A 26,286-nucleotide genomic window follows, 5' to 3' on the forward strand; every position below is an offset into this window, starting at 1 on the left:
TCCGGATCCAGTGCCAGAACCCGGTGGCCGAATACATCGGCATAATACAGCACACCGTCTTCCAGCATAATCTGTTGATTAGAAGCCCCTCCCACATCAACACTCCAGAGCACAGGCAGTCGGGGATTCCCGACTACCTCCTCTCGGCCCAGAAAGTCACAGCCAGACAGGCACAGCAAGAGTACTATGACACAACAGGCTGGGAATATAATGGCCTTGATCATTTAACTATATCTCCCTTCATGGTCCCGGCTATATCACCCAGAATACGCAATCGATCAAGAAACTCATATAGCACACCACCTTCTTCGATCTCTCCACCATTCATTCCCTTGAACTGGGTAGCCCCTTCACCCCAGACATCTTCATGCCACAAGGCAGATGCATGATTAATAGTATCCAGCTCAACATGTCCATTCTGAAAGGGAATCGGGCGTCCACCGATCTCGTTCAGGGGCCAGTATTGATCATTGGCAGTAATAAAACCATCGCTTTCTTGCTGCCCGATGAGGTCTCCCCAACGTTTTGTAATCTGATTAGGATCCATCCAAGCTCGTGCATTAGCGGCATATCCGGCATATTGCTGATAGCGATTTGCCCGTCGTATATGGGTATGATACGGTTTTCTATTCCAAAACGCACCCCATGCAACGGCGGCTAATCCTCTTTCCTGAGCAGATCGGCCAGTCCAGTAGGACTGAGCTGACGCCATCTGCCCCCACACAAGCACATGTCCTGCACGCAGTGCTGCATTGTTGGAAACAACATTAAACTCCCCTAATGGTCCAAGATTAACAGGTGGAACCAGATTATCAGAACCCATATGGTCAACAATCAGGTGTCGAGGATGATTCTGCTTACCGACAATCTGTCCGACATAGATAGTTTCAGGAATACCCGGAATTACGGCACGAGTACCGGGTATACGGATACGTATAAGACGGCCAAATAAAGTGTACTCATGGTAATCCCAGTCGATATCAGAAATTGCACTTCTAATAAAATCACTTTCAGGATGTAGGTCTGCGACACCAGCAGAGGCTACCAGATTCTCTACCATGGCTGCTGGGCCTGCTTCTGCACTGAACCCCATTCCAGCCAGCCCGTCACTCACACCCTTACTTATAACTGTGCTGGAATTCAGAGTGTTTTTTCCCATACTTTGAAATGATCTAAAACCCATATCGAATGTTCGATATACCGAATTGAGCTGTGCAGCCAATACACTAGAACCTCTTGACAGAGCAGAATACCCACGTACAGGTGCAGTTATGGCAATTGCAGCCTTGACGTCATTGCTTTGGCCTTTCAAACCGGCGTAACCAAGGGCTCGTAATCCCCCCATACTCTGGCCAATAATAACCTGGCTGCTGGCATCCCCGTATTCTTTATGAATATAGTCAACCTGGCTAGCCATGGGCATGTTATCAACTTTCTGTCCATCAAGACTTGAACCAACACCTTCCAGAAACAGAAGTGTGTCAGTATCCTGACTAAAAACAGATCCCCCGAGAACACAAAGTGCCATTACAATAAGAATTAGTGCTATTTTTTTCATTGATTACCCCTTAAAACAAACGAAAATAACGTTCCTGCACGTTATTCAGACGAATATCATCGTACTCACGGATATAATAGGTGGTTGAATTCAATGATGACGGATCTCCTAGTGACAGCTCCATATCATATATAGCATAACCTGCCTGTATGAACTCATTCAGCTGTTCCTCTGTAATTTCTTCGATATCATCAATACTTTCATACCATGGCATTGTACGATCAGAAATATCCAGAACCTTTTCGTCCTCAACAGCCACTGCCATTGTTTCTCTGATTGGAATCATCAGACCATCGAACTCCTGGTATTCAATGGATGTTGTCGTTGTTTCAGTAACACCATCTATACGGACCACTGTTTCGTCACCGGTATATACCTGATCAGTTATACTGAAAAAGAGACGGTGACTTAGCAGTTGTTCTCCAATTTCCGCACGTAATTCATCGACGGGAAGCTCAACCGTCAGGGTACCTGAGACGGGATCTTCCAGCAAACGATATTGCAGTCGGTTGAATTCATGTTGAATTTCTTCCAGAGGTATACGCTGAAACAATCCAACTGAATCAGCATCCGATACCTCATGTCCGTCATCCAGTACTTCGCGGTAGAAAACTTCTGAGGAATTCCGGTCAAATATGATAATTTCCTCTTCGTTCAATATAACTGAACGCATTATAAAATTATCAGTCGGATCAGCTTCAAAATCCAGTCTGGTCAAGAGCTGATTATCGACTATCTTTTGATGGATAGAATACGTAGATTCTATTTTTGAACCAGGCAGCCTTGCATTAAATGTTACCTCGCGGACATTTTGTGAAAAGCTGTGTACAGGATCTCCCTTAGTACCCAAATTAAGAATAGCTACTGTATGAGGGTCAGATTCAATCTGCTCGCCCCCCCCCAGCTACCAACATCACAGCCCAACACTACTGTGATAACTAAAACGAGAAAAATACCTTTTTTCATACAATCCTCCGCAAAATAGTATATCGCGTCCAGCAAGAGCCAACACTTTTTCGAATAAATTTTATTAAAAAAATAAATAAAGGTGCGGTAGCATGTTTTTTATTAATGATGGAGCTTTTTGCAAAATTACATTTTGCATGGGCATTCGCAAGATTATAAATTCTCAAGTTGTTTACATAAAACAACTTGAGAATTCGCTACTAATGCGAGGAGGAAATTGCACGTAATTTTGCAATTTCCTCGATGGTTTATTAATATATTTCAGCAAAGCCTGCAGGGCTGTAAGGGAATGAAGCGGCTTCTGTGCTTTGAAAGAAAGTCAAAGTATTCTTCCCGGGGAATCTCGTCAGCGCCGAACAGAGAGAGATGATCGGAATACACCTGACAATCAATCATGCTGAATCCCTGTTCGAACAGGTGTGAAGCCAATACTGCGAAGGCAGTTTTGGAAGCGCCAGGTAACAGCGAAAACATTGAATCACCTACGAAAATGCTTCCTGTCCTGACTCCATACAGACCTCCGGCAAGTCTACCGCTTTCCCGACACCAGGCTTCAGCCGACCAGACATATCCGTGCCCGGCAAACTGTACATATGCCTCGACCATTTCCTTAGTGAGCCAGCTGCCGTCCTGTCCCGGTCTGGGGACCTCCATGCAGGCCTGTATTACTGCCCGTGTATCCTGATTCAGTGTTACAGAAAACTGATTATTTTTGAGTTCACGACGTATCGATCGGGAGAGGCGGAAGGTATCTGCCTCTATGACAAAGCGCATTGCCGGAGAGCACCAGCCCAGCGGATTTCCCTCCCAGGGAAAGAATCCCTGCCGATAGGCTGCAGCCAGACTCACGGGGTGAAGGTCTCCTCCGGTGTACCACATATCCTTATCCTTTGCCTGCTCAGGAACCGACATCGGCATGTACTGCTCCGGGGGGAGTGGATCAGAGGGTAATGCTATAAAACCAGGAAGTGGCTCATAATCAAGGGGGTCAAACAGAGCTGCCCCCGTCGCTTTCGAATTCGAACACAAATTCCGATTCCTGATTGAGATCTACAAGAACTGAACCACCTTCGGAGAGTTTACCGAACAAGACCTCATCGACAAGCCGGGATTTGATATGTTCTTCCACATAGCGTCCTATAAAACGTGCACCGAACTCAGGGGAATATGCCTTGAGTGCAATGTAGGAGACGGCCTTGTCACTGAGCTGAATACTGATGTTGCGATCAGATGCCTGCATGGCAAAGCCCGTGATTTCCTTGCGGACAATATCCTCAATGACTTCCTGTGGCAGCCGCTCGAATACAACTGTCTTGTCGAGCCTGTTTCTGAACTCGGGACTGAAGGCTTTCTCGACCGCATCATCAATAGCAGCACTGGTTATGGTCTGATTGCCGAAACCAATCATGGACTTTCCGATTTCACGTGCCCCTGCATTCGATGTCATAATCAGAACAACGTTCCTGAAATCGGCCTGACGACCACTGTTGTCAGTCAGCGTTGCATAATCCATAATCTGCAGCAGGATATTAAAAACATCCGGATGTGCTTTTTCGATTTCATCCAGCAGTACAACGGCATGAGGAGTTTTTCTCACTGCATCTGTCAACTGTCCGCCTTCCTCATAACCTACATAACCTGGAGGACTCCCGATCAGTCGTGAAACTGTATGTTTTTCCTGATATTCACTCATATCAAAACGCAGTAGTGCTACGCCAAGCTCATCAGCCAGTGATTTGGACAACTCGGTCTTCCCTACACCGGTAGGACCGACAAAGAGAAAAGAGGCTACCGGTTTGTCAGCGGTTCTGAAACCGGCTCTGGAACGCTTGACTGCCTGAACGACCGAATGCACAGCTGCATCCTGTCCGAATATTTTCTGAAGCAAGCGTGCCTCAAGCTCCTTGAGCTGGACGCGTTCATCGCTGCTCACCCGGCGCTCGGGAATCTTTGCCATTTTGGCAACGACCTTTTCAATAAGCTCGGAGCCAATCAGTACTGGATCACCTTCAGTTTCGTTCTGCAAACCCTGGATTCTGGTATAAGCACCACACTCGTCTATTACATCGATTGCCTTATCCGGCAGCGATCGTTCAGCAATATACAGTGAAGAAAGATGCACCGCAGACTTCAGGGCATCCGGTGAGAATTTCACCCCGTGGAATTCCTCATATTTCGGGGCAAGTCCCTGCAGAATTTCGACGGCTTGCTCTTCTGTTGGTTCAGCAATTTCGATTTTCTGGAATCTGCGTGTCAATGCACGGTCTTTTTCAAAGTGCTTTCGGTATTCCTCATAGGTTGTGGAGCCAATAACCCGCAAATCACCCTTCGCCAGGGCAGGTTTCAGCATGTTGGATGCATCCATGGAACCGCCTGAAACAGCTCCTGCGCCGACTATCGTATGGATTTCATCAATAAACAGTATAACCTTCTCTTTTTTCTGCAGAGCGCCCAGAACCTGTTTCAGCCTTTCTTCAAAGTCTCCACGGAATTTGGTACCAGCAAGCAGGGAACCAAGATCCAGAGACAGCAGGGTATAATCCCGCAGGAGCATGGGTACACGCTCTTCAACAATAGCCTGTGCCAGGCCCTCCGTGATAGCGGTCTTTCCGACTCCAGGGTCGCCGAGATGAACCGGGTTATTTTTCATTCTCCTACACAGAACCTGAATCGTCCTTTCAAGTTCTTCTACCCTGCCGATAAGAGGCTCGAGCTTTCCCTGTCTGGCTTGTTCGGTGAGGTCATCAGTATATTTCAGAAGTGGGTCACGTTTGTTCCGTCGCGACCTGCTATGTTCATCTTCGTCATATTCTTCATCGAATTCTTCATCTGAATCCGAGGGAAAATCCATATCATCTTCCTCGAGCTCTTCCATACCATGTGCGACAACCTGAAGGAGATCAAGGCGGCTGACTCCGCTGCTTTTTATAAAATACGCGGCAAAGGATTCTTTTTCGTCGAAAATAGATACAAGTATTTCTGCTATATCTACAATTTCTTTTCCGGCAGACTGGCAATGAAATACTGCCCGTTCGATAATATTCTGAAAACCCACGGTCTGTCCGGGGTCAACATTACTGACGACGGGGACTGCATCCACGAGGTGGTAATGAAGTGATTCCCTGAGTTCCTCGGGATCAGCTCCTGCTTTTTTCAGAATAAAACAAGCCGATTCAAAATGTGTTGCTGCGTAAAGAACATGTTCCGGTGTCAGATACTCATGTTTTCTCTGCTTGGCTTCCTGATAGGCCTGATTCAGGATTTCCTGTACTTCGGCATCTATATGCATATAATAATATCCTTGTTAGGCTTCTTCCACACTGGTTTTCAAGGGAAATTCCATTTTACGTGCAAGTTCGCTTGTCTGACGCACCTTGGTCTGAGCCACGTCATAGGTATATACACCAACCTGCCCCCGCCCCCGCTCATGGACCTCAAGCATAATCTTCGTTGCCTGTTCACTGTTTTGATGAAATATTCTCATCAATACTTCGACAACGAACTCCATCGGTGTGTAATCATCATTGTGCAGCACAACCCGGTACATTCGCGGTTTCTTGACACGGGTAGAGCTGCGTTCCTGTACATTAGTACTAAAATCACTGCTCATAACTACTGTAATATACTCATTAAAACTCTAGTGGGGCAAAGTATCCGGACTCATCTCGACCTGACTGCTGCATCAGCAAAGTCTCGATCGAGACAGGCATATACCTGCGTCCAAAATCAGTATCGGACTCAGTAATATATCTGAGTGTATACCAGCCACTGGGCTTATTTCGAATGTGATCGACAATTGGCTGTACTCCGCGAGGATTCGAGTTTCGGATGATGATTCCGCCGGTTTCTTCACTGATGTACCGCAGTTTGTCATCAATCATGCCTTCACCTATGGCTAACACGGATAAGGTAATATTATTCTGCGCATAATATGCGGCAAGTTCAATTGAACCATAGTTCATGAACTCCGGAAGCTGCCTACCTGATTCACTCAGCAGTATCACATGACGGCGTCCCCGGGTACGGATTACTTCATCAGCAGCATAACGCAACGCCGAATCAAGCGCACCGGGACTCTCACTATTCAGGGTCTGAAGCAGTCTGTTGGCAGCAGTATCCCCGGCAATCCGGGTAGATGCCAGAGTTATCGGATTAGCTGCATTTGCCACAAGCCGGAATGTATCATTACCCTGGGACAAAGCGTAGAGATTACGAAGCGCTGATGCGGATGTATCAGGGAATCCCCCGGATATATAATCAATATCGATGAGTAGCGATGTATGCGCTGTTTGATTTCTCCATCCCTGATAAACCATTTCTACCTGCCGGCTTGTGCTTACCGTATCAGAAATAATAAAATTCCTGCGATCAAGTCCGACGACCGGATTTCCGTTTCGATCCTCGACTATCAGATCAATGATCAGTTCGGGGAAATTATCGGCATGAATTTTCTGTACTGTCACATGCATTCCGGAGTATAGCTGTGAAGCCCGGGTAAACAGGAAAAGATTCTCTGAATGATGATCAACTGCAACAATGTTTCCGTTTCTGTCCTTGACGGCTGCAATCAATTTCTCTGCAGATGAATCGGATATCCGGGTAAAACTTCCATTATCCGGCTGATACTGAATAATCCGGTTATTCTGTACCAGTAGTAGTGTATTATGATCATAGATTTCCATAAAATCGATATGACCAAAATCAGGATGAGTAACAGATCTGAGGTGGTTACCTGAAGAATCGAATACCTCAATCTGCTCGCGTCCTGAATCGGCGACCCACAACTCGTCCCGCCACCAGATCAATCCGGTTGGACGCTGAAGACCCCTGAAATTTCCAGCTGCCGAGCCTATGGAAAAAAGGAAATTTCCATCCAGATCATATTTATGTACCCGTCTATTACCCCAGTCGCTTATATATACATGATCAAACTGATCCATACTCATATATTGCGGACCGAGAAAATTACCATTTCCTGTTCCACGCTCACCGAAACTGGAAATACGGCTTCCCGAAGGATTCAGCAGAGAAATTCTGTCAGCCAGAAACTCACTTACCAGATAATTCCCGTTGTCCAGCGGAAGAACATCGTACGGGCCATCAAGGCCGGTTATTCCACCCAGTAATTCCAGCCGGCGGTTACCGTTCACGTCGACCTGCACAATCCTGTGATTTCCGAATGCAGTTACAAGCGTAGACCCGTCGGGTAGAGCCCTGACCGAAGTAGGGCGACGGAATATAGTATAATCCGGATTATGTCCACTGATTGCAGCCGACATTATATAGCGGTCTGCCGTAGATAAAAGCCGGGAAAGCCCCATGCGTTCCCGCAGAATTTCCATACGCTGCTGTAACGCGATTCCGGCATCACCGAGCCGCTGCATCTCCTGCCATTCATCGAGAGCAGCATCCAGAAAGCCGGCCTGGGCATAAGCCCTTCCAAGCCAGTTTCGTACGAGAACATCGTCAGGAGAGGCCGTTAACGCACGCTGAAAGGCAAGTATCGCATCATTAAAGTATCCGGCATGAAATGCCAGTACTCCATAACGAAATTCCTCCTGGGTTTCCAGTTCAGCAAAGGAAGGGAGCTGCTGGGAATGTGCAGCAACTGTAATAAGTACAGAAATAACCATTGTGAAAAAAAGTCGTAAAGCTAATGCCGGAATTGTTCTCGTTCTATTCATACCAGCTATACCTTTTCTGCAGACCGGGAAACCTCTGCCCAGTGCTTTTCGACTTCTGCTCTGCGTGATTCTGACTGATCAGCAAGAAGCTTACGTGCGGTACCAAGATACCGCAGGGCTTCACGTGTATTTCCGCATTTGTAGTAGGCCCATCCCAGGGAATCAATATATGCGGAGTTCTCCGGATAGGCTTCGTATGCTTTTCTGCAGTACTGCAGAGCGAGCTGTACCTTGATCTCCTGATCTGCGAGAATGAAGCCGAGAGAATTCAGGGCATTGGCGTTTTCAGGATCCAGCTCCAGGGCTTTCTCCAGCAAACTGATGCTCTGTGCTATTTTTTCCTGTTTATATAACGCAAAGGCTAGCGCAGAAAACACCTTGGGTGATTCATAGCCCTCCTCTATCAGCTGTGAGAATTCGAACTCTGCCAGACGATAGCGTCCGGTAGTTGCATATATAAAACCAATTACCAATCTGCCCTGAAAAAGACGGGCAAAATCAAGATCGGAAGCAGCCACCTGCTCGAGATAAAGCAATGCCTCATCGTATTGCTTGAGCTGGGCATAGCACAGACCGAGATAGTAAGCTTGTTCCGGATAATCATCGGGCTTGGCATCAATTCCCAAAAAGTAATTCAGTGCCTGTTCAATCTGCCCTTTCTTGTATAAGCGGATCCCCTCCCGCATCATATACGCTCCCGCTGGTATTTTAGTAGTGAAAAAGCAACTCCGTCAATCAGCTCCTGCTTTATCTTCGGCAAAGTAATCGCTTTCAATCAAGGCACCGCCGGCCAGCGACAAGAGACGCCAGTTCGGCGTGAATCCAAAAATCCGTTCATATTCCTGCAGCTTCTCCATATATTCATCAATAGCGTCATGCTGAACCAGAAGAACGATGGAGGCAGATGCGTTTATACCTGTGCGTCGGCCCCCGAGTACACCCGAGACAGCATCGCGCCGTCTGACCAGCCAGTCGATCTCAGGGTTTGATATTTCGTACAGATCCCTGAGACTGTCATGAGAACGATACAGACAACGGCCGAATCTTGCAGCATCACGCTCCTGAAGAGCGAGAATAGCCTCGGATAAGCGTTGTTCATCATCACGCAGATGCTTGCAGCCTCTTCGTACATCTTCCGGCATGGAGCCCATGCCCTTCGGAATTCCGGTTTCTCCGGATCTCAAAAGCCCGTCAGGGATCATTCGCTCGTTCAATATATCAACACAGCCCTGAGCTTCCTTCAGCCGTTGTTCCACCATTTCCCGCTCTTCAGCGGTTATAGGTACCTGAGGATCAACCCAGAGTATTTTCGTATCCGGAAGTACAAATGGCACAGTACTGCTGGAGTCACTGCTTGAATCCCAGATCATAAGAGAACCGGGCTCGGAAAGAAGAGCCGCTGCACACGAAGCCTTACCGGAAGACAGATCCTGGAACACAGATTCAGCTTCGACTGAAATTCTGATTAATTCATCAGCACTCATTGAAGTCTGCAGAAGTCTGTCGAGAGCAACCGCAGTAGCAACACAGATCGCACTGGAGCTCCCCAGACCGACCTGATTCGGGACGTCGCCGCCTATTGTCACCTCAAGGCCCGGAACCTTGATCCCCCGCTCCATAAACCCGAAGATGACCCCTTTGCTGTTATTAGCCCAGCGATCTTCCCTCCGCCATTTCAGAGTACTGATTGAGGTTTTCTTGCGTTCATCGAAAGTTTCCGAGTAGAAGCGAAGACTGGTATCCTTGCGTACGCTGACAGCCACGGTCATTCTTTCTTCCAGCGCACCGATAAGCACCCGTCCACCGGCTGATTCGGAGTGCTCACCCAAGAAGGAGATTGTACCTGGTGCAGAGATAGCGAGATCCGGAACTGCGGAAAACTCGCGACGATGTGCCGTGACTACTTTGTTCATGCTGTTAGTACTATACCTGATTTCAGAACTTTTTTCAAAACTATAGATGAATTTTCAGCTTCTGGTATACTACATGTCATGACTATATACCTGCTGACAATATTTAGTGCTGTTTTGCTGCCCTTAGGCCTCCCAAACCCGATATTTTCCTTCGGACATCCCCTTATCGGAATTTTTTCACTTGTCCCATTATACATTGCTTTACGGAAATGTAACAGTTACCGTAGTGCAAGTTTTTCCGGGATACTTTTTGGTGCTGTTTCGACTGTATTAGGCAGCTTCTGGCTGGCTTTTTTCAGGGATTTCGCATTCTGGACAATCGGCGGAGCTGTAGCCGGTTATATGATATACAACGCCCTGCTATTCCCCTTCCTCTATCGGAGCCTGAAATCCCGCCTCCCCTTTCGTGCAATCTGGTTCACCATGATATGGACTGCATACGAGCTACTGAAATCGACGGGCTTTCTGGCGTACCCCTGGGGTCTGGCAGCCTACAGCTGGAACGAAGTCATGCCTATGATACAGCTGGCATCTATAACGGGGGTATATGGCATCAGCTTTCTGCTCGTACTGGCAAACAGCAGCATTGCGGAGTGGATAATGAGAGTCAAAGCCTCGGAACAGCGTCAGCTGCATGAACTGACTGCGTTTCTGGCTGTTGTTTTTTCAGCAGCCATTCTTTTCGGTACTTTCCGCATGGCCCTCATTCCAGAGCCTGATACAAAACTGGACATGCTGCTTGTGCAGAATAATGGAGACTCATGGGAACCAGGCGCATTCCTGGACGAGCTGACAGATCTTCAGAATCTTACCATACAGGGGTTGCAGCTCAGGGAAACAGATCCGGATCTGATCGTCTGGAGCGAGACAGTACTCAGATACGCTATTCCAGAGAGTCTGAACTTCTACACGAGGAATCCTCAATCCTACCCCTTCACTAACTTTATGGCAGATCTTCCATCTGATCTCCTCACCGGAGCTCCTTTTGCCATTGATGCATCGCGCGGTGATTTTGTAAATGCAGCAATACTACTGGATCGAAATGCTGTAGTACAACAGGTTTACGGCAAGCAGCAACTGGTTCCATTTGCGGAAACAATTCCTTTTTTCGAGTATCCAGCTGTCAGAGACTTCTTTATAAATGTTATTGGCCTGAGATCCATGTGGCTCAGCGGAAAAGAAAACCGGCTCTTTGAAATCAGTGATCCTGAGGGCCGACTTCTGAATTACGCAACGCCAATATGTTTCGAGGATGCCTTCTCAAGTATTACCAGAAGTATGGCAAGAGATGGGGCCGATTTTTTTATTAATATTACGAACAACTCCTGGTCACAGACTGACAGTGCCCAGACACAGCACCTGGCAGCAGCTCGATTCAGAAGCATAGAAACAGGCAGAACCCTGGTGCGATCAACGAATTCCGGCTATACAAGCATAGTAGATCCATGGGGAAGAGTTACTGATTCACTGCCGATGTTTGAACAGGCGGTCATGCGAAGCGATGTAGCGCTGTATCTGCCTCAGAGAGAGACAGTATTTATGCTTACAGGGGAATTGTTCGCCATACTCTGCCTCGTCATCTCTATTGCAGCACTTTTTGGAGTAAGAAAAAAGCCTTCAGGGCTTTATCAGCTATGAAGGCTTTATCGTAATAGGAATCAAACTATATTAGAATATTGCAGATATTAATTCTGCAATATTCTCATCCGAGATTCTATTTTTTGATATTGTATTTGCGGTTAAATCGCTCAACACGACCAGCAGTATCAACAAGCTGCTGCTTGCCTGTGAAAAACGGATGGCTAGCACTGCTTATATCAAGCAGATACATGGGGTATTCCTTACCTTCGTGCTTAATGCTTTCTTTTGTCTCAACTGTAGATTTAGTGACAAATATAGTACCGGTGGCACTGTCTTTGAAAGCTACCTCACGATAGTTCGGATGCAGATCTTTTTTCATAATACATTAACTCCTTACAGCTATTCCATACTTCCCGAAGTATTCATGGATCTCAGGAACGCGTCATTATTCTTGGTTTTCCTCATTCTGTCAATCAGCAGCTCAAGAACTTCGGTATCATCCATTGGATTGATTACCTTACGAAGAACCCACATTTTGCTCAACTCTTCTTCGGTAAGCAAAAGATCTTCTCGTCTGGTACCCGAGCGTTTAATATTGATCGCAGGATACAGCCGGCGGTCAGCAAGACGTCTGTCAAGACTGACTTCCATGTTACCGGTGCCCTTGAACTCTTCAAATATAACCTCATCCATCCGGCTTCCGGTATCTACCAGAGCAGTTGCAACAATGGTCAGACTGCCGCCGCCTTCGATATTACGGGCAGCTCCGAAAAAGCGCTTCGGTTTGTGTAGAGCATTGGAGTCAACACCACCGGAAAGTATTTTACCGGATGTCGGAACAGTCTGGTTATACGCACGTGCCAGTCTGGTTATGGAATCAAGCAGAATAACAACATCCCGGCCATGCTCGACTAGACGTCTGGCTTTTTCCAGAACCATCTCAGCAACCTGTACGTGCCGGGTTGCCTGTTCATCAAATGTAGAAGCAATTACCTCTGCATCGACATTTCGCTGCATGTCAGTAACCTCTTCAGGCCGCTCGTCAATCAACAGAACGATCATATACACTTCAGGATTATTGATGGTTATTGCATTTGCGATTCGCTGAAGCAGAATCGTCTTTCCGGTACGGGGAGGTGACACAATCAATCCGCGCTGTCCCTTACCAATAGGGCAAAACAGATTGATCATTCTGGTAGACACCTCACCATCTGTAGTCTCCATATTGAGTCTGGCGTCTGGGTACAGAGGAGTCAGATTGTCAAATGGGATTCTGGTCTGTGCAACACTTGGCGGATCATAGTTAACACTTTCAACGCGAAGCATTGCAAAGAATCGCTCACTGTCTTTCGGCGGCCTTATCTGACCATATACAGTATCACCTGTCTTGAGGTTGAATAGCCGTATCTGGGATGGACTGACATAAATGTCATCCTGTCCGGAAAGGTAGGAGTTCTGGGGAGACCTCAGAAAACCATATCCGTCAGGCAGAATTTCCAGTGAGCCATACGCATAAATGGTGCCGTTTTTATCGGTATGTGCCTTGAGAATTGCAAAAACAACTTCCTGCTTCTTCATAGCCATGAAGTTTTCCTGGGACAGACCAAGCTTGGCTGCAAAATCCCGGAGCTCCTTCATGCTCATATTGATCAGGTCGTTAATGCTGAGGGCGCGATCCTTGGAAGCGGCGTCCTCATTATTCCTTGTACCATGATTACGCTGGTGCTGATTTCCTGCCTTTGATCGGGCTTTTTTGGTGCCGCGTGACTGCTGGCTTCTCTCTTCACCGGAATCATTCGAGGATTCATCATCGGAAGAACTGTTATCGGAATCAGCAGGAGCAGAAGCCTGACTGCTTCTGGCGGAATCATCCTTCTTGAGTTCAACCCTGATTTTCTTCTTTTTTACACGCTTTTTTTCGAGGGGCTGTTCGGATACGTTATTAGCGCTTTCACGAACAGAAGTATCCGGGGCAGCCTCGGGTTTACTGCTGTCTGCAGCCCGGGCTTCATCTAGGGATTCAGATTCATCAGAAGTCTGGTCGTTGCCTGAGGCTGTAATTTCGGCCTCAATCGGTTCAGATTTCGCTGACTGATCATCCTGGCTTAAATCAAGCTCGGCCTGATATTCTTCGGAATTGGAAGAACCTGTCTCGTCTTCTTTCCGTTGTCGTCGAATAACTGCCATTCAATTCTCCATTATAATTGGGGTATCTCAAAAATTGCAGGAACAATAAAAATCGGGTTTAGTTTGAGTACTAGCTGCAGAGCCATAACGATACTTATTCCCTCGATATTTGTCAATATCAGGATTTACTGAATCCCTGCACTGATTCCTTGAGCTGTCCAACAGGCGCAGAAAAAATATCTACAGCATCACTGTTTTTGATCATCTGGCATTTTCCTTCAAAAGAAACGCCATCCTCAATCCGTACGGCTGAGGTCTTAACATTACCATAAATCCTGGCTGAAGGCAGCATTTCAACACGCTGACTGGCCTCGATGTTACCACGGATCATGCCTCCGACTATTACATTCTCGGCTTTAACGTCGGCAATAATCTCTGCTCCATCGTCTATGTACAATAAACCTCTGGATTCAATCTGTCCTTCAAAACTACCCCTGATCAATACGGATTCGGAAAAACTGAGATTGCCTTTCATCCGGACTGTCTTTCCGATTCGGGTAGCTGTTTTAGGTATCATTCGATTGTCGTGGGACACTCATTGCTCCTTGCAATTTATCGGGTATTTACTTGCTGGTCATCACGAAAACACCGTCCCAGTCTTCCGGCGGCGGATTTTCTGTATAAAGCTTGCATCTGGCATAATATACCTGGGACGGTCCGTCATTCGGATCAATCTTGAGCGCTCTGGAAAAGCACTTCAAAGCCTCGGGAAACATCATCATTTTGTAATGATTCCGTCCTTCTGCAAACAGATCAAGTACCTGTTTTTTTTCTTCGGAGATCATCATCCCTCCCCGTTCAACCCCATTTTCGATTGGGCCATGTTCGAGATATGCTCCTGATATTTCTGTTCAAGCATATCCAGAGTCACCTCACTGGCTTTAATCAGATTGTCCTTGCTGGTAAGCTCATCTATTTCTTCATGCAGGGCATCGAGGGTTGCAATAGTCTTGTTTGCCTCGAGCTCAACCAGTTCACAAAAGGCCCGCACACGATTCTCGTCAGACACATCGAGAGTAGTTGACTCACGAATCAGGACCTCTATGGGTTTCCTGAGATGATTCGTAAAATACACCAGTGAATTATTCAGGGACTCTATAAGAGCCAGCCTGCGTTCCCGCTGTACCAGCTGCCGAGCAAGATCCCGCTGCCTTAATACAGCCTTGATCCTGGCAAAGACCTCAGAAAAATTGAAGGGTTTGGTAATATAATCTTCGATTCCAAGCTCGAAACCCTCTATCTTGTCCTGAACATCCTGCATGGCGGAAAACATCATGATCGGAATATCACTGTACTCGGACCATTCAGGATCGGTTTTCAATATTCTTGTTACTTCCCAACCATTCATCCGCGGCATAATATTATCGAGAATAATAAGATCAGGAGTGCTCTCCCGAACCTGCTCTAAAGCTTCTTCGCCATTTTCAGCAGTCAGAACATCGAATCCGAGCTTGCTCAGCATTACATTAAAAAAATCAAGGTTAATCTTCTCATCATCAACGATGAGAATCCGCTCTTCGTTTTTCATACCATTCCCTTATTCATTGTGTCCCTGTTTCAGTGTTTCTGTCAATTGCAAGATTTTGATTACTGCAGCGATAACCAACAGTACTGCAGCCGTGATAACAAACACGTAAGCAAGCCAGTCACCATAAGCAGTATATACGGTATCCGAGCTGGTGTATACCGGAACATCAACAATCAGATGCCCCTCCACAAAAGCTGGCAGTGTGTCTACTATTCTGCCATTCGGATCAATAAGGGCTGTAATCCCTCCATTCGTTGAACGCACCATGCTACGTCGCGTTTCAGCGGCTCTGAACACAGCCATCGCCATATGCTGCATTGCGGACGCAACTGAATGAGCCCAGGAGTCATTAGTCAGATTAACCAGTACCTCGGCTCCGTTCCTGACGAACTCTCTGTTCAGATAGCCGAATGTATCCTCAAAGCAGATCGGACTGGAAAAACGGATACCGGCAGCTTCGAATACCGTGTATTCACTACCGTGTTCCCAGAATGTTGTGTCGTTCTCGACAAGCAGCCGGTGAAGCCACGGAAACCGGCGCTGGTACGGAAAATGCTCGGTAAAAGGTACAAGATGTGTTTTCCGATAGGTGTCAAGAATCTGCCCCTTCTGCATGAGCAGAACCGCGTTATAATCATAAGCTTCAAGCTGCCCTGCCTGGTTGCGCCGCAACTGACGGTCACCGTTGCCGATGACAAATGGAAGATCGACTTCAGACTGAAACGCAGTTAATCTCCTCACCAGCTCATAGGTCTCTATTTCACTTCGATTCCGTCGATGAAAATCTATACTTGGAACAAATGACGTCTCGGACCAGACAATCATGTCAACATCAGGATCTGCCTGCACTGCAGACGCAGTTTCGCGAAGGAGAATATCAAGGCTCCTTCGATACGCAGTGACACCTCCAATCCAGGGATCAACATTTTGCTGAACAAGAGCCATCCTGACTTTTGGTGAATAGCTGGTATCGACTGCAAGCAGACTGCCTCCGACTGGAAGCAGAACAGCCAATCCCCCAATCAGGACGAGACTTACACGTCGGGTTTTCAAGGCGCTCAGAATCTGCTTGAAATCTATTCTGTTATCAGAGTCCTGCAGATCGGAAATTATCCACGCAACGAAAATCGAGGGTAGAATCACATAAAGAGAAACTGCCCAGACACCGCCCACTGCCGATATACGCACCAGAGATGACCACTGATACTGGCTATACCCGATTATTCCGTAGCTGTATCCAAGAAAACCGAGAGTTCTCAGGTATTCATACGCCAGCCAGACCGCTGCCTGGGCCAGCCAGCCCCAGCGGGGAAAAGCGCCCCTCATCAAACGGAGCACAGGAAGCATCAGCATGTAGTAGACTGCATAAATCACAGGTACAATAAAAATCGCAAGCGGATGAAAATTGATCAGCCAGTAGTTGAATAGTGCATAGGTTATAAATCCGGTGAAAAGGCCCCATAGCGGGGCGCTCCACCAACTGACTTTGTTCGCTGCAATGAAAAAGGGAATCATTGCAAAAAAAGCAATGAATGGCAGCCCTGTGTCATGGATTATTGAAGGAAAAGATAGAGAAAAAAGTATTGCTGATGCTGTGAACAAGCCCAGATGAGCCAGAAGCCTTCTCGCCATGACTCAGCTGCGCAGGTTCCAGGCCGCCTGTTTCAGTTCCTTACCAGGCCTGAAAGCTACGACCCCATGATCCTTTACGGCGACTAGCTCGCCGGTTCGTGGATTACGGGCTTTCTCCCGCCCTTTCCGGGTTCGCAGTTCAAACGTACCGAAACCGCGGAATTCAGCCACTTTATCATCAAGCAGAGCAGTTTTCACCTCTTCAAAAAAAGAGTCAATTACAACCTGCACATCGCGACGATTAAGATCATGCTGTTCTGCAATGCTTTCTACAAGTTCGGCTTTCGTTAGTTTCTCGGACCCCATTGTATCTCCAACAGCTGTTTACGCTGACTGTACCTTCTGAAGTTGTTTGAACATGCGGGATTTTTTACGGGAAACAGTGTTCTTGTGGTAAACATTCTTGCCTGCAGCAGTATCAAGCAGCTTCTGAGCGGCTGTGAAGGCCTGCTGAGCCTTGGTGCTGTCACCTTCTGCAACTGCTGAATCAAAATTCTTGATTGCAGTCCTGACAGTTCCGCGAATACCCCGGTTATGAAGCCTGCGTTTAACTGACTGTTTATGCCGCTTTGCGGCTGAAGCAATATTTGCCAATGTGTATCCTCCGAATAAAGATTTACTTATTGTGTCTGCGAAAACTACCCCATTACTTTTGTTCTGTCAATGGTTTACCATGCGAATGAATTCAGCTATCTTATCGGGATGAGTTCACTGCTCTTCTATATTATCATGATCTGCCTGCTACTCTTATGGGAAATCGAAATTCTGATCAGGTTCAGTTTTGCATATCATAACACCAGAGGCAAAACTGACCACATTGTATCCACCAGATCACTGCTTTTAATCCGTCTTGCCAGACAACTCACTGGATTCAGGGTGATCATGGACACAGACACCGGAAATCCGCTGCCACATAAACTGCTGTTTATCAGCAATCATCAGAGTCTCCTGGATATAGCCATACTTGTAGCTGCTTTTCCCAATCACAAACTCAGATTCGTAGCCAAAAAGCAGTTGGCACACTGGTTCCCTGCAATTTCACCTATATTAAGGATGCAGACCCATGCCCTGATTGATCGCAAACAGAATTTCTCTGAAGGCAAGAAGAAGCTGGACAGATTGGGAAAACAGGCTGCATCATCCGATGTTTCGCCGACAATATTCCCGGAAGGGACACGGAGCAAAAGCATAGTCCTTGGAACCTTCAATGCCGGAGCGGTCAGAACAATCCAGAAATCCTCAGAACTACCTACAGCCGTCTGCGCCATCGACGGCGGACTTGAACTGGGTAAATTTCACAATTTATTCCACCTGAAAAACAGGATTTACCGGATCAAGCTCCTGACTGTACTCCCGGCGCCGCAGAACAAAGATGAGGTCGTCAACCAGCTCGGTCTGGCCAGAGAATTAATTCAACAAGAACTGAACACATGGAATAATAAATGATTCAAGAATACAAAACACTCGTTCCTTATCTGAAAAAGTACCGTTATTACTACATTTTCGGCAGTCTCGCACTGATTCTGGCTTCAGGAAGTCAATTGCTGATTCCCCAGTTTATCGGCACTGCAGTCGATATAATTTCCTATGGCGAATTCAACCTGACAGAAATTCTGGTTCCCCTCGGCAAGATGATGACAGCAGCTATGCTGATAGTCCTGGGACGACTAGGATGGAGATTCCTCATTCATGGAGCCTCCAGAAATATTGAGGCTCAAATCCGGACCTTACTTTTCAGACACCTACTTAAAATGTCCTCATCCTACTTCAACCGCACATCAGTCGGAGATTTGATGGCCAGAGCAACCAATGACATGAACGCCATAAGAATGGCTTCCGGTATGGGACTTGTTGCAGCAGTCGACGGCATTTTTATGACGGTAACAATCCTGATAATTCTTTTTACCCAGTCACCCAGACTGGCAGTTTTCACTATCATCCCATTCCCGCTGATTACAATTTTTATTCTTACGCTCGGCAGCATGGTAGGCAAGCTGTTCCGCGGGGTTCAAAACAGTTTTTCTGATGTCAGTACCCAGGCTCAGGAGGTTCTCAGCGGAATTGGAGTGGTCCAGGCCTATGCCAAAGAGGATCACTTTATCCAGCGATTTGACGAGGCAAACCTGAAATATCAGCAGAAAAACATGCAGCTGGTTCGAATATGGGGCGCTTTTATGCCGGTTATCACCTTCCTCAGTGGCCTGACCACACTTCTACTGCTGCGCTTTGGCGGTGAACAGGTAATTCTCTCACAACTAAGTCCTGGTGAGTTTGTTGCAACCCTGAGCTATCTTCAGCTGCTGGTCTGGCCAATGATGGGTGCTGGCTGGACTGTTAATCTGATCCAGAGAGGAGCAGCAAGTCTGCAGCGGATCAACGAAGTACTGAATACAAAACCGGAAATAGTCGACTCAGAGCACGCAGTACTGGTCGAAAAACCGATAAAATCGATTCAGATTCGCAACCTCAGCTTCAGATATGAGCCTGAAGGCCCTGAAATTCTTTCGGACATCAATATGGAAATCCAGAATGGAAAAAGCATAGGGATTCTCGGAAGAACAGGAAGCGGAAAAACAACACTCATCCAGTTGTTCTGCCGACTGTACAACCCTCCTCCAAACAGCCTTCTGGTCAACGGCCATGACATACTGAACGTCAGCAAAGAGTCTCTGCGGTCTGCCATAGGAGTAGTTACCCAGAACTCCTTCCTCTTCTCGACAAGCATGCGGAAAAACATTGCATTCGGACTCTATGAACATGAGCACGAGCAGCTTCAGAAAGCGGCTGACATATCTACTATAACCCGCGACATGGCTGATTTCCCACAGGGCTGGGAGACTCAGATCGGCGAGCGCGGAATCAGCCTCTCCGGTGGTCAGAAACAACGTACGAGTATTGCACGGGCTATCGCGGTTGACCCCGAGATACTTGTCTTCGATGACGCTCTCTCTGCTGTAGATACACATACAGAAGAACAGATTCTTCAGAGGCTTTTTGAAGCCAGATCCGGCAGAACAAACATTATAATCAGCCACCGAATCTCCACACTCTCACACACTGACTATATCTATGTAATGGACGGGGGCAAAATTATCCAGACCGGAACACATGAGGATCTCAGCGCCACTCCTGGACTGTACAGTGATATCGTAAAAATGCAGAAGCTGGATTCTGAACATGAAGGTACAACATGATTGAAAACGAAAAAATTCTGACTGGTTATAACCATGATGTAATGAGCAGGTTATTAGCTTATGCAAAACCCCATAGAATTGCCCTCGGCATAGCTCTGACAGCATTGATAATTGCATCCGCAGGCCAACTCAGCCTACCTGTAATAATACAACGGGCTGTAGACCGGCACATGATAAGCAACTACACCGAAATACACCCCGCCACAGCCGAAAATACAGACGAGACTGTTCAGCGCTATTACCTGGAAATTCTGGATAAGGCAATTGAGGCAGGAGACAATCGTTATATTCCACGTGAAGAACTGCGTCTGATTCCGGGCGCGGTCATCGAGGAACTCACAGGTATCGGAATAATCGGCAGATCCGGATTCCAACTCTACGAACATGAGGATTTCCCTCAGGATACCCTTGGGGACATGGAAATACATGCCATGAGCAGGGAGCACATAGTCGTAAGCTCGGACTTACTGCGTGAAACAGACGAGGAGGTACTCCGACGTATAAGACAGAGCAATATACGAGATCTCCATCAAAGCAGCATGATTTTCCTGATGGTCCTGCTGGCAGTACTTATCTCAACCTTTCTTCAGGTGTATCTCATGACATACACCGGCCAGCGAATAATGAGAAGCCTGAGAATGCATCTCTTTTCCCACACCGTTCGCCAGAGCATTGCACATCACAGCACCCAACCCATAGGCCGTACTGTCAACCGTATCACAAATGATGTGGAAACCATTAATGAATTGTTCACCAGTGTTCTGATAACCATTATCAGGGATATTATAATGATGTGTGGCGCAGTAGCTGCGCTGATTCTGGTACACCGTACCCTGGGCTTTATTACTGTTACCACCCTGTTTCCGGTATTTATTGTAACAGCCGTCTTCCGACATAAATCACGCACAGCCTTCAGAAATGTCCGCCACTGGGTTTCACAGGTAAACACCTTCCTGTCCGAGCATCTGGGCGGAATGACAATCGTACAGATGTTTGCCAGAGAAAAGCGGACGAGCGATGAATTTGATGAAATCAACGGCTCACTCCTCAAGGCCAGTCTGGCAGAAATGAAGGTATTCGCAATTTTCCGCCCGATAATCGATCTTCTTTCGTCTACCTCAACAGCAATCATGATATTCTTTGGTGCCAGCCTTTTTCTGGACAACATGATCTCACTAGGTGTCCTTATTGCATTCGTAAACCTGATCAGGGAATTTTACCGCCCGGTAATGGAGCTCTCCGAGCAGTTCACAATCCTGCAGTCTGCACTCGCTGGAGGTGAACGCGTATTCGAGATGCTGGATAATGAGCAGAGAATCCCCGATGACGGAACAGTAAAACCAGATCAGCCAGAAGGAAATATTCGATTTGAATCAGTTGATTTCAGCTACATTCCAGGTGAACCGATCATTCGAAAACTCAGCCTGGATATTAAGGCCGGTGAAACCGTAGCAATTGTCGGCTACACAGGCGCGGGAAAAACAACTATTACAAAGCTGCTGACAAGACTGTACGATATTGACTCTGGAAATATCTATCTTGACGATACTGAGCTGAGGGACATGCCACTGCAGGATCTCAGGAATCTTGTTCAGCCGATCCAGCAGGACGTCTTCCTTTTCAAGGATACAATTGCCGAAAACATCAGTCTTGGAAGGGACGCAAAGGGCATTTCAATCGAACAGGCGGCGGTCCTGGCTCAGGCAGCACCGTTTATCGACCAACTCCCCCATGGCTACCAGACGGTTATACAGGAAGGTGGCGCAGACCTTTCTACCGGTCAACGGCAGCTTCTTAGTTTTGCAAGGGCGCTGTATCATAATCCGCGTGTAATTATTCTTGATGAAGCAACAGCAAATATTGACACAGAAACAGAACAGGCAATTCAAAAAGCGATGAAGACTGTGCTCCAGGGACGGACCAGTATCGTGATTGCTCACAGACTCTCAACAATTCAGAGTGCTGACAAGATTATCGTACTGAGTCACGGTGAGATTGCTGAACAGGGAACACATGCAGAACTGCTCAGAGCTGGAGGAATGTACATGTCGCTCTACAAGCTGCAATACAAACTCCAGGAACAGCTTCCTTCATCATCCCCGGCATAGCATAAAGGGAATCGGATTACTCGGTTGCGACGGTACTGAGCGGGGTTTCCCGCTCACGATTTCCGCAGCATCCTCCGTGACATTCCTCGACTGTCCATAAGCGCTGAACTTCGTCGTAGCCGAGACGGCAGGCAGAAATATTCCTGCGTACACCTTCACGGTTCACCACCTGTATTCGCCTGGCAAGAATATTCACATCACATACCGTGTACTTCTCACCTTCATCGATGACTCTGGAGCCGGGGTGAGGGAACAGCTTGCTGTCTTCAGCATAGGCCTCGTACTCGAAGTTAAGACAGCATAAAAGCCGACCGCAGGCCCCGCTTATTTTCGATGATGAAACCGGAATATTCTGTACCTTGGCCATTTTTATGGAAACCGGCTTCAACCGGTCACTTACCGTATTGCAGCAAAAAGGCCTGCCACATACCCCGAGACCGCCGATAAACCGGGACTCATCACGAACACCGACCTGCCGTAATTCTATCCTGGTCTTGAAATGCGGTATGAGATCCGAAATCAAGGCCCGGAAATCGACACGGTTATCGGCTGTAAAATAAAAAAGCAGACGAGGATCCAGCAGAACATAATGAGCAGACACCATGTTCATCGCCAGTCGATGAGTCTTCACAAGATCCCGGCAGATTTTCAGGGCTTCCTGCTCCCTCTCAAGATTCATATCCCGCTGTTCCAGATCGGACTCTTCAGCCATTCGGGAAAATTCCCATTCAGGCAGAAGAGCAAGATCTTCAGGATTTTTAGGAACTCCGGTAATCTTTGCAAGATCACGCCCGAAAGGACTGTCGATAATGCAGAAATCACCAGTTTGACACTCAAGATCCACAGGCACTTTCGTAAGCCCGGATTCATTTGAGTGAAGCATCTTTATTGCATATGCAGTGCATTCAGCACTCATAACACTTTCTCCATTTGCCCAAACCGGCATTAGTGAAGCAAATCAACGATCAAACCCTGAATTTCATCTACTTTAGCAAGCAGTTCCATTTGATCTCTTTGAGTTGCAAGCATCCCTTCCGCCAGCTGAGCCAGTTTTGAATCAATAACTGTCAGTAAGGAAAAGCTTTTTCTTTTCAGAATGTGAGTGCCGGAACTATGTTCCTCAACAATGATCCCTTCTCTCACAACCCGCTCTACCAGACTCCTGACCAGCCGCTTGTAATCATTAACATTTTCTGCACCAGGAAAACGTTTCAGTTTCTCTCCTGCAGACTGAATCTGCTGAAAAAGCTCCTCAGCATCATCAATATGAATCGGCGAATTTTCCACAGTCGCAGCTGTGGTTTTATTTTCTTCTGCTTCAAAAAGCTTCTGAAAAATTCCGCTTTTTTTCTGACTTTGCTTTTTTTCATCAGTTTTTTTCTTCAGGTCCGGTTTGACTAACGGAAAATATGCTCCGGGCTGAATATCTATCCGCTCCATCACCCCTCCCCTGTTAACTGATCTGTGACTTCAGCTCTTCCACAGACTCTTCGGCAGATCCGGAATCTCCCCGCAGCCATGACAAAAGGCCTCGCCTCTTTTTAAGAGCAGCCTCTTCCATTTTCATCTCCATGGGTATGCCACTCACCTGAAGCAAGCCATCAATAAGGGCGCCTTCTTCAGCCACAAGCCTGGGAGCATAAATGTCCCCCAGCACGACGGCGCTCGAAAGTAGAATCACTTTCTGACTGGCTTCAATTACTCCCCGCACAGCTCCACCAATCACAACTGTTGCAGCCTGTACTACGCACTCAGCCCTGCCGTTGGTACCAATCAGTAGTTTACCGTTGGTCTTGATATTGCCGGAATAATCACCGTCAATACGCAATAACCCGCGGCTGGTGATATCACCCCTGAAAAAAGAACCTTCGCCTACAAGTGAGTTAATTACTAATTCATCAATATCCTGTGCCATTCAGTATCCTATGTACCAGATCGGCGGTAACCTGTCCACCGACCGGCAGTTATCTGTAAAAAATCTGCTGGATTCAGAAAGTCTGATCCTATCATAACGGTAAAACCTAGCTGCGGCTGAACCGCATAACCTGATTTTCCGACAGTTCCTATTTCCTGTCCCTGTGAAACACTCTCACCTTCACCTACAAAAATAGCACCCAAATGCTCATATCTTGTAGTAAAGCCATACCGATGATTCACCACGACAAACCAGCCCTTGTCAACCGGATCAAAATCGACCCTTGCTACTATTCCGTTCGCAGATGATACTACATGATCACCAACACCATTCAGACTGATGACCAGTCCCCGGTTTACAACCCATTGATCGTATACCGGATGAAGTACCGGCCCGAACATTGAGGATATGGTCCCCCGATTCCCTCTGACCGGCCAGATATGAGGAATATCTTCAAGCAGATCCCTGCTGCTGGTAACAGTTCGGTAAATTCTGTCAATCGGAGACAGAGAAGAATCGACCTGTTCTCTTATGTACTGCAGATCATACAACTGTCTGAAGTCGCCTTCCTGAACCTCCTGCAGTCCAAATAAATCCCCCAGATCTCCATCGGCTGGTCTGATTGACGAAGAATCTGAATCAGGAATACCAAGCGTATCCATTGTATTGCTCATTGCTGACTGAAACCGCCGTGCAGCTAACTGCAGGTTCACAATGTCTGAAACAACCTGCTCCAGCTCATCCTGTGCCTGCTGCTCCGCTGCTCTCCGCTGAACCTGCAGGCTGTCACTGGTACTATACTCGGCTGCGAGCACAAGAAATGCAAGGGTAATCGAAACAACCAGGACCAGAGCCAGCAATATTGCATATATGTTAACCCGAAGATTGAATCCTTTTCTGTGGGAGTGAGGTAAAACCATGATCGTGATGGTACGCGAGGATGAAGAAAAAACCGACCCGAGAAAAGACAGAAAAGATTTCCTGTTTTTCCTCCCCCCACTGCTTTCCTTCTGCAATATTCGCTCCTTTTTTAACAATACTGTAAGCTATCATGCGCGGGATTGGTTGTCAAACCTGGAAGAAATGATTCATTGGTTGACCTTTCTGCTTCCGGGTGCTATCCTATGCTTTGAGACCTTCGGTCATCGCCTTATCATAATTAACGGAATTAGCCATGAGAATGTTTGACACTCACGCCCACGTTGGGTTGATCCACGACGACCCAATTGAACAGCTTATTATTGTACAGGAAGCCCGTCAGGATGGTATAGATGGTATACTCAGCATCTGCAACAATCTGCGAGACTTTTTTACAGTATACGAAAATCTAAAAACTGCATCAAATGTGTATTTTGCTGTAGGTGTTTCCCCGTCAGAAGTGACAAACCCGGGCCGAGACTGGGAGGAGCAGCTTGAAAAAGGCGCTTCATTCGATCGTGTTGTCGCAATCGGAGAAACCGGCCTCGATTACTTCAGGAAATTTGGAGACAAGAACTCGCAGATCGAGCTTTTTATCCGTCAGCTGGAAATTGCTGACAGATTGCGGAAACCTGTTGTTATCCATAACCGCGAAGCCGGTCAGGACACCCTTCAGATTCTCAAGGAGAAACTTCCCGACAAGGGAGGTGTACTCCACTGCTATTCCGAAGACTGGACCTTTGCACAACAAGCGCTTGAGCTTGATCTGTACATCTCCTTTGCAGGTAATGTAACCTACCGGAATGCCAGAACACTGCATGAAACTGCACAGAAAATGCCGATTGAGAAAATGCTGGTTGAGTCGGAAAGCCCCTTTATGGTACCGGCACAGCACCGCGGAAAACGGAACAAGCCAAGTTATATGAAAGAAACAGTCTCTTTTCTGGCAGATCTCCGCGAACTGCCTGCCGAAGAGATGGCCGAAATTCTATATCAGAATGCAAGCCGATTCTTCGGAATCTGATAAACCGCGACACCTGTCAATAGAGGCAGATTTCGCTTTCAATACCAGGCCCTGAAGCCTTCGGCATCAGGGCTCATA

The 26,286-nt window shown here is 47.0% G+C and carries 26 protein-coding genes; 5 read left to right on the forward strand and 21 right to left on the reverse strand.

What is annotated here, in order from left to right:
- The 9 genes from ACYQ2L_RS14770 to ACYQ2L_RS14810 all read right to left on the reverse strand — a co-directional run.
- On the reverse strand, positions 1 to 224 hold a 224-nt coding region (locus ACYQ2L_RS14770; protein ID WP_460057294.1), incomplete at its 3' end, for a hypothetical protein.
- Positions 221 to 1,558 carry a hypothetical protein gene (locus ACYQ2L_RS14775; RefSeq protein WP_460057296.1) on the reverse strand — a complete coding sequence of 446 codons (1,338 nt, stop codon included), beginning with the start codon at positions 1,556 to 1,558 and terminating at the stop codon, positions 221 to 223. The genes ACYQ2L_RS14775 and ACYQ2L_RS14770, both read right to left, overlap by 4 nt.
- Positions 1,559 to 1,568: 10 nt before the next feature.
- Positions 1,569 to 2,408, reverse strand: a complete 840-nt coding sequence (locus tag ACYQ2L_RS14780) for a hypothetical protein (protein ID WP_460057298.1) — start codon at positions 2,406 to 2,408, stop codon at positions 1,569 to 1,571.
- Between the two features lie 377 nt (positions 2,409 to 2,785).
- Entirely contained in the window at positions 2,786 to 3,442 is a 657-nt protein-coding gene (gene aat / locus ACYQ2L_RS14785) for a leucyl/phenylalanyl-tRNA--protein transferase (protein WP_460057301.1), read from the reverse strand.
- A gap of 70 nt (positions 3,443 to 3,512) precedes the next feature.
- Positions 3,513 to 5,813 carry an ATP-dependent Clp protease ATP-binding subunit ClpA gene (clpA, locus tag ACYQ2L_RS14790; RefSeq protein WP_460057304.1) on the reverse strand — a complete coding sequence of 767 codons (2,301 nt, stop codon included), beginning with the start codon at positions 5,811 to 5,813 and terminating at the stop codon, positions 3,513 to 3,515.
- A 15-nt stretch (positions 5,814 to 5,828) separates the two neighbouring features.
- Positions 5,829 to 6,134 (reverse strand): ATP-dependent Clp protease adapter ClpS, encoded by a 306-nt coding sequence (clpS, locus tag ACYQ2L_RS14795; RefSeq protein ID WP_460057307.1) that lies wholly within the window; start codon positions 6,132 to 6,134, stop codon positions 5,829 to 5,831.
- Positions 6,135 to 6,153: 19 nt separating this feature from the next.
- Positions 6,154 to 8,208: a hypothetical protein gene (locus tag ACYQ2L_RS14800; protein ID WP_460057309.1), complete on the reverse strand. Its 2,055-nt coding sequence runs from the start codon at positions 8,206 to 8,208 to the stop codon at positions 6,154 to 6,156.
- A 5-nt stretch (positions 8,209 to 8,213) separates the two neighbouring features.
- Complete coding sequence (locus ACYQ2L_RS14805; RefSeq protein WP_460057311.1) at positions 8,214 to 8,897, reverse strand: tetratricopeptide repeat protein; 684 nt, start codon at positions 8,895 to 8,897, stop codon at positions 8,214 to 8,216.
- 42 nt (positions 8,898 to 8,939) lie between these two features.
- The gene (locus ACYQ2L_RS14810) at positions 8,940 to 10,121 is read right to left on the reverse strand and encodes a galactokinase (RefSeq protein WP_460057313.1); all 1,182 of its coding nucleotides are present in this window, start codon (positions 10,119 to 10,121) and stop codon (positions 8,940 to 8,942) included.
- Between the two features lie 78 nt (positions 10,122 to 10,199).
- Between ACYQ2L_RS14810 and lnt (ACYQ2L_RS14815) the strand changes: the two genes are divergently transcribed.
- The gene (lnt, locus tag ACYQ2L_RS14815; protein WP_460057315.1) at positions 10,200 to 11,759 is read left to right on the forward strand and encodes an apolipoprotein N-acyltransferase; all 1,560 of its coding nucleotides are present in this window, start codon (positions 10,200 to 10,202) and stop codon (positions 11,757 to 11,759) included.
- A gap of 76 nt (positions 11,760 to 11,835) precedes the next feature.
- Here lnt (ACYQ2L_RS14815) and ACYQ2L_RS14820 read toward each other — a convergent pair whose 3' ends face one another.
- From ACYQ2L_RS14820 to rpsT, 8 genes are all read right to left on the reverse strand, one after another.
- Positions 11,836 to 12,081, reverse strand: a complete 246-nt coding sequence (locus ACYQ2L_RS14820; protein WP_460057318.1) for a type B 50S ribosomal protein L31 — start codon at positions 12,079 to 12,081, stop codon at positions 11,836 to 11,838.
- Between the two features lie 20 nt (positions 12,082 to 12,101).
- Entirely contained in the window at positions 12,102 to 13,889 is a 1,788-nt protein-coding gene (gene rho / locus ACYQ2L_RS14825) for a transcription termination factor Rho (RefSeq protein WP_460057320.1), read from the reverse strand.
- Positions 13,890 to 14,007: 118 nt separating this feature from the next.
- A complete protein-coding gene (locus ACYQ2L_RS14830; protein ID WP_460057322.1) occupies positions 14,008 to 14,424 on the reverse strand; it encodes a bactofilin family protein in 417 nt (138 codons plus the stop codon).
- 28 nt (positions 14,425 to 14,452) lie between these two features.
- Entirely contained in the window at positions 14,453 to 14,674 is a 222-nt protein-coding gene (locus ACYQ2L_RS14835) for a tetratricopeptide repeat protein (RefSeq protein WP_460057324.1), read from the reverse strand.
- Positions 14,674 to 15,417, reverse strand: a complete 744-nt coding sequence (locus ACYQ2L_RS14840; RefSeq protein ID WP_460057326.1) for a response regulator transcription factor — start codon at positions 15,415 to 15,417, stop codon at positions 14,674 to 14,676. Before ACYQ2L_RS14840 ends, ACYQ2L_RS14835 begins: the two co-directional genes overlap by 1 nt.
- Before the next feature lie 9 nt (positions 15,418 to 15,426).
- Entirely contained in the window at positions 15,427 to 17,049 is a 1,623-nt protein-coding gene (gene lnt / locus ACYQ2L_RS14845) for an apolipoprotein N-acyltransferase (RefSeq protein ID WP_460057328.1), read from the reverse strand.
- 3 nt (positions 17,050 to 17,052) lie between these two features.
- Positions 17,053 to 17,355 carry an HU family DNA-binding protein gene (locus ACYQ2L_RS14850; protein ID WP_460057331.1) on the reverse strand — a complete coding sequence of 101 codons (303 nt, stop codon included), beginning with the start codon at positions 17,353 to 17,355 and terminating at the stop codon, positions 17,053 to 17,055.
- An 18-nt stretch (positions 17,356 to 17,373) separates the two neighbouring features.
- On the reverse strand, positions 17,374 to 17,643 hold the full coding sequence (gene rpsT, locus ACYQ2L_RS14855) for a 30S ribosomal protein S20 (protein WP_460057333.1): 270 nt from the start codon (positions 17,641 to 17,643) through the stop codon (positions 17,374 to 17,376).
- 108 nt (positions 17,644 to 17,751) lie between these two features.
- Between rpsT and ACYQ2L_RS14860 the strand changes: the two genes are divergently transcribed.
- Genes ACYQ2L_RS14860 through ACYQ2L_RS14870 form a run of 3 tightly spaced genes read left to right on the forward strand, consistent with a single transcriptional unit; the run spans position 17,752 to position 22,351 of the window.
- Positions 17,752 to 18,495 carry a lysophospholipid acyltransferase family protein gene (locus tag ACYQ2L_RS14860; protein WP_460057335.1) on the forward strand — a complete coding sequence of 248 codons (744 nt, stop codon included), beginning with the start codon at positions 17,752 to 17,754 and terminating at the stop codon, positions 18,493 to 18,495.
- Positions 18,492 to 20,243, forward strand: coding sequence for an ABC transporter ATP-binding protein (locus ACYQ2L_RS14865; RefSeq protein ID WP_460057337.1), 1,752 nt, complete (start codon positions 18,492 to 18,494; stop codon positions 20,241 to 20,243). Before ACYQ2L_RS14860 ends, ACYQ2L_RS14865 begins: the two co-directional genes overlap by 4 nt.
- Positions 20,240 to 22,351 (forward strand): ABC transporter ATP-binding protein, encoded by a 2,112-nt coding sequence (locus ACYQ2L_RS14870; protein WP_460057339.1) that lies wholly within the window; start codon positions 20,240 to 20,242, stop codon positions 22,349 to 22,351. The genes ACYQ2L_RS14865 and ACYQ2L_RS14870 overlap by 4 nt, the downstream gene beginning before the upstream one ends.
- A gap of 16 nt (positions 22,352 to 22,367) precedes the next feature.
- Here ACYQ2L_RS14870 and ACYQ2L_RS14875 read toward each other — a convergent pair whose 3' ends face one another.
- Genes ACYQ2L_RS14875 through ACYQ2L_RS14890 form a run of 4 tightly spaced genes read right to left on the reverse strand, consistent with a single transcriptional unit; the run spans position 22,368 to position 25,186 of the window.
- The gene (locus tag ACYQ2L_RS14875) at positions 22,368 to 23,267 is read right to left on the reverse strand and encodes a PSP1 domain-containing protein (RefSeq protein WP_460057341.1); all 900 of its coding nucleotides are present in this window, start codon (positions 23,265 to 23,267) and stop codon (positions 22,368 to 22,370) included.
- Positions 23,268 to 23,296: 29 nt separating this feature from the next.
- Positions 23,297 to 23,791 carry a YaaR family protein gene (locus ACYQ2L_RS14880; RefSeq protein ID WP_460057344.1) on the reverse strand — a complete coding sequence of 165 codons (495 nt, stop codon included), beginning with the start codon at positions 23,789 to 23,791 and terminating at the stop codon, positions 23,297 to 23,299.
- Positions 23,792 to 23,804: 13 nt separating this feature from the next.
- On the reverse strand, positions 23,805 to 24,266 hold the full coding sequence (locus ACYQ2L_RS14885) for a bactofilin family protein (protein WP_460057346.1): 462 nt from the start codon (positions 24,264 to 24,266) through the stop codon (positions 23,805 to 23,807).
- A gap of 8 nt (positions 24,267 to 24,274) precedes the next feature.
- Positions 24,275 to 25,186: a M23 family metallopeptidase gene (locus ACYQ2L_RS14890; RefSeq protein ID WP_460057349.1), complete on the reverse strand. Its 912-nt coding sequence runs from the start codon at positions 25,184 to 25,186 to the stop codon at positions 24,275 to 24,277.
- A 254-nt stretch (positions 25,187 to 25,440) separates the two neighbouring features.
- On the opposite strand from ACYQ2L_RS14890, the gene ACYQ2L_RS14895 reads away from it, so the two are divergent.
- Positions 25,441 to 26,208 carry a TatD family hydrolase gene (locus ACYQ2L_RS14895; RefSeq protein WP_460057352.1) on the forward strand — a complete coding sequence of 256 codons (768 nt, stop codon included), beginning with the start codon at positions 25,441 to 25,443 and terminating at the stop codon, positions 26,206 to 26,208.
- Positions 26,209 to 26,286: the final 78 nt, after the last annotated feature.

This window comes from Spirochaeta dissipatitropha (genome assembly GCF_054657935.1).

What these genes read in the sequence shown, in the direction of transcription:
- ACYQ2L_RS14775 (WP_460057296.1), bottom strand. Translation starts at nt 1,558, where the DNA reads ATGAAAAAAATAGCACTAATTCTTATTGTAATGGCACTTTGTGTTCTC.
- aat (WP_460057301.1), bottom strand. Translation starts at nt 3,442, where the DNA reads ATGCCGATGTCGGTTCCTGAGCAGGCAAAGGATAAGGATATGTGGTAC.
- clpA (WP_460057304.1), bottom strand. Translation starts at nt 5,813, where the DNA reads ATGCATATAGATGCCGAAGTACAGGAAATCCTGAATCAGGCCTATCAG.
- clpS (WP_460057307.1), bottom strand. Translation starts at nt 6,134, where the DNA reads ATGAGCAGTGATTTTAGTACTAATGTACAGGAACGCAGCTCTACCCGT.
- ACYQ2L_RS14800 (WP_460057309.1), bottom strand. Translation starts at nt 8,208, where the DNA reads ATGAATAGAACGAGAACAATTCCGGCATTAGCTTTACGACTTTTTTTC.
- ACYQ2L_RS14805 (WP_460057311.1), bottom strand. Translation starts at nt 8,897, where the DNA reads ATGATGCGGGAGGGGATCCGCTTATACAAGAAAGGGCAGATTGAACAG.
- ACYQ2L_RS14810 (WP_460057313.1), bottom strand. Translation starts at nt 10,121, where the DNA reads ATGAACAAAGTAGTCACGGCACATCGTCGCGAGTTTTCCGCAGTTCCG.
- lnt (WP_460057315.1), top strand. Translation starts at nt 10,200, where the DNA reads ATGACTATATACCTGCTGACAATATTTAGTGCTGTTTTGCTGCCCTTA.
- ACYQ2L_RS14820 (WP_460057318.1), bottom strand. Translation starts at nt 12,081, where the DNA reads ATGAAAAAAGATCTGCATCCGAACTATCGTGAGGTAGCTTTCAAAGAC.
- rho (WP_460057320.1), bottom strand. Translation starts at nt 13,889, where the DNA reads ATGGCAGTTATTCGACGACAACGGAAAGAAGACGAGACAGGTTCTTCC.
- ACYQ2L_RS14835 (WP_460057324.1), bottom strand. Translation starts at nt 14,674, where the DNA reads ATGATCTCCGAAGAAAAAAAACAGGTACTTGATCTGTTTGCAGAAGGA.
- ACYQ2L_RS14840 (WP_460057326.1), bottom strand. Translation starts at nt 15,417, where the DNA reads ATGAAAAACGAAGAGCGGATTCTCATCGTTGATGATGAGAAGATTAAC.
- lnt (WP_460057328.1), bottom strand. Translation starts at nt 17,049, where the DNA reads ATGGCGAGAAGGCTTCTGGCTCATCTGGGCTTGTTCACAGCATCAGCA.
- ACYQ2L_RS14850 (WP_460057331.1), bottom strand. Translation starts at nt 17,355, where the DNA reads ATGGGGTCCGAGAAACTAACGAAAGCCGAACTTGTAGAAAGCATTGCA.
- ACYQ2L_RS14860 (WP_460057335.1), top strand. Translation starts at nt 17,752, where the DNA reads ATGAGTTCACTGCTCTTCTATATTATCATGATCTGCCTGCTACTCTTA.
- ACYQ2L_RS14865 (WP_460057337.1), top strand. Translation starts at nt 18,492, where the DNA reads ATGATTCAAGAATACAAAACACTCGTTCCTTATCTGAAAAAGTACCGT.
- ACYQ2L_RS14870 (WP_460057339.1), top strand. Translation starts at nt 20,240, where the DNA reads ATGATTGAAAACGAAAAAATTCTGACTGGTTATAACCATGATGTAATG.
- ACYQ2L_RS14875 (WP_460057341.1), bottom strand. Translation starts at nt 23,267, where the DNA reads ATGAGTGCTGAATGCACTGCATATGCAATAAAGATGCTTCACTCAAAT.
- ACYQ2L_RS14880 (WP_460057344.1), bottom strand. Translation starts at nt 23,791, where the DNA reads ATGGAGCGGATAGATATTCAGCCCGGAGCATATTTTCCGTTAGTCAAA.
- ACYQ2L_RS14885 (WP_460057346.1), bottom strand. Translation starts at nt 24,266, where the DNA reads ATGGCACAGGATATTGATGAATTAGTAATTAACTCACTTGTAGGCGAA.
- ACYQ2L_RS14890 (WP_460057349.1), bottom strand. Translation starts at nt 25,186, where the DNA reads ATGGTTTTACCTCACTCCCACAGAAAAGGATTCAATCTTCGGGTTAAC.
- ACYQ2L_RS14895 (WP_460057352.1), top strand. Translation starts at nt 25,441, where the DNA reads ATGAGAATGTTTGACACTCACGCCCACGTTGGGTTGATCCACGACGAC.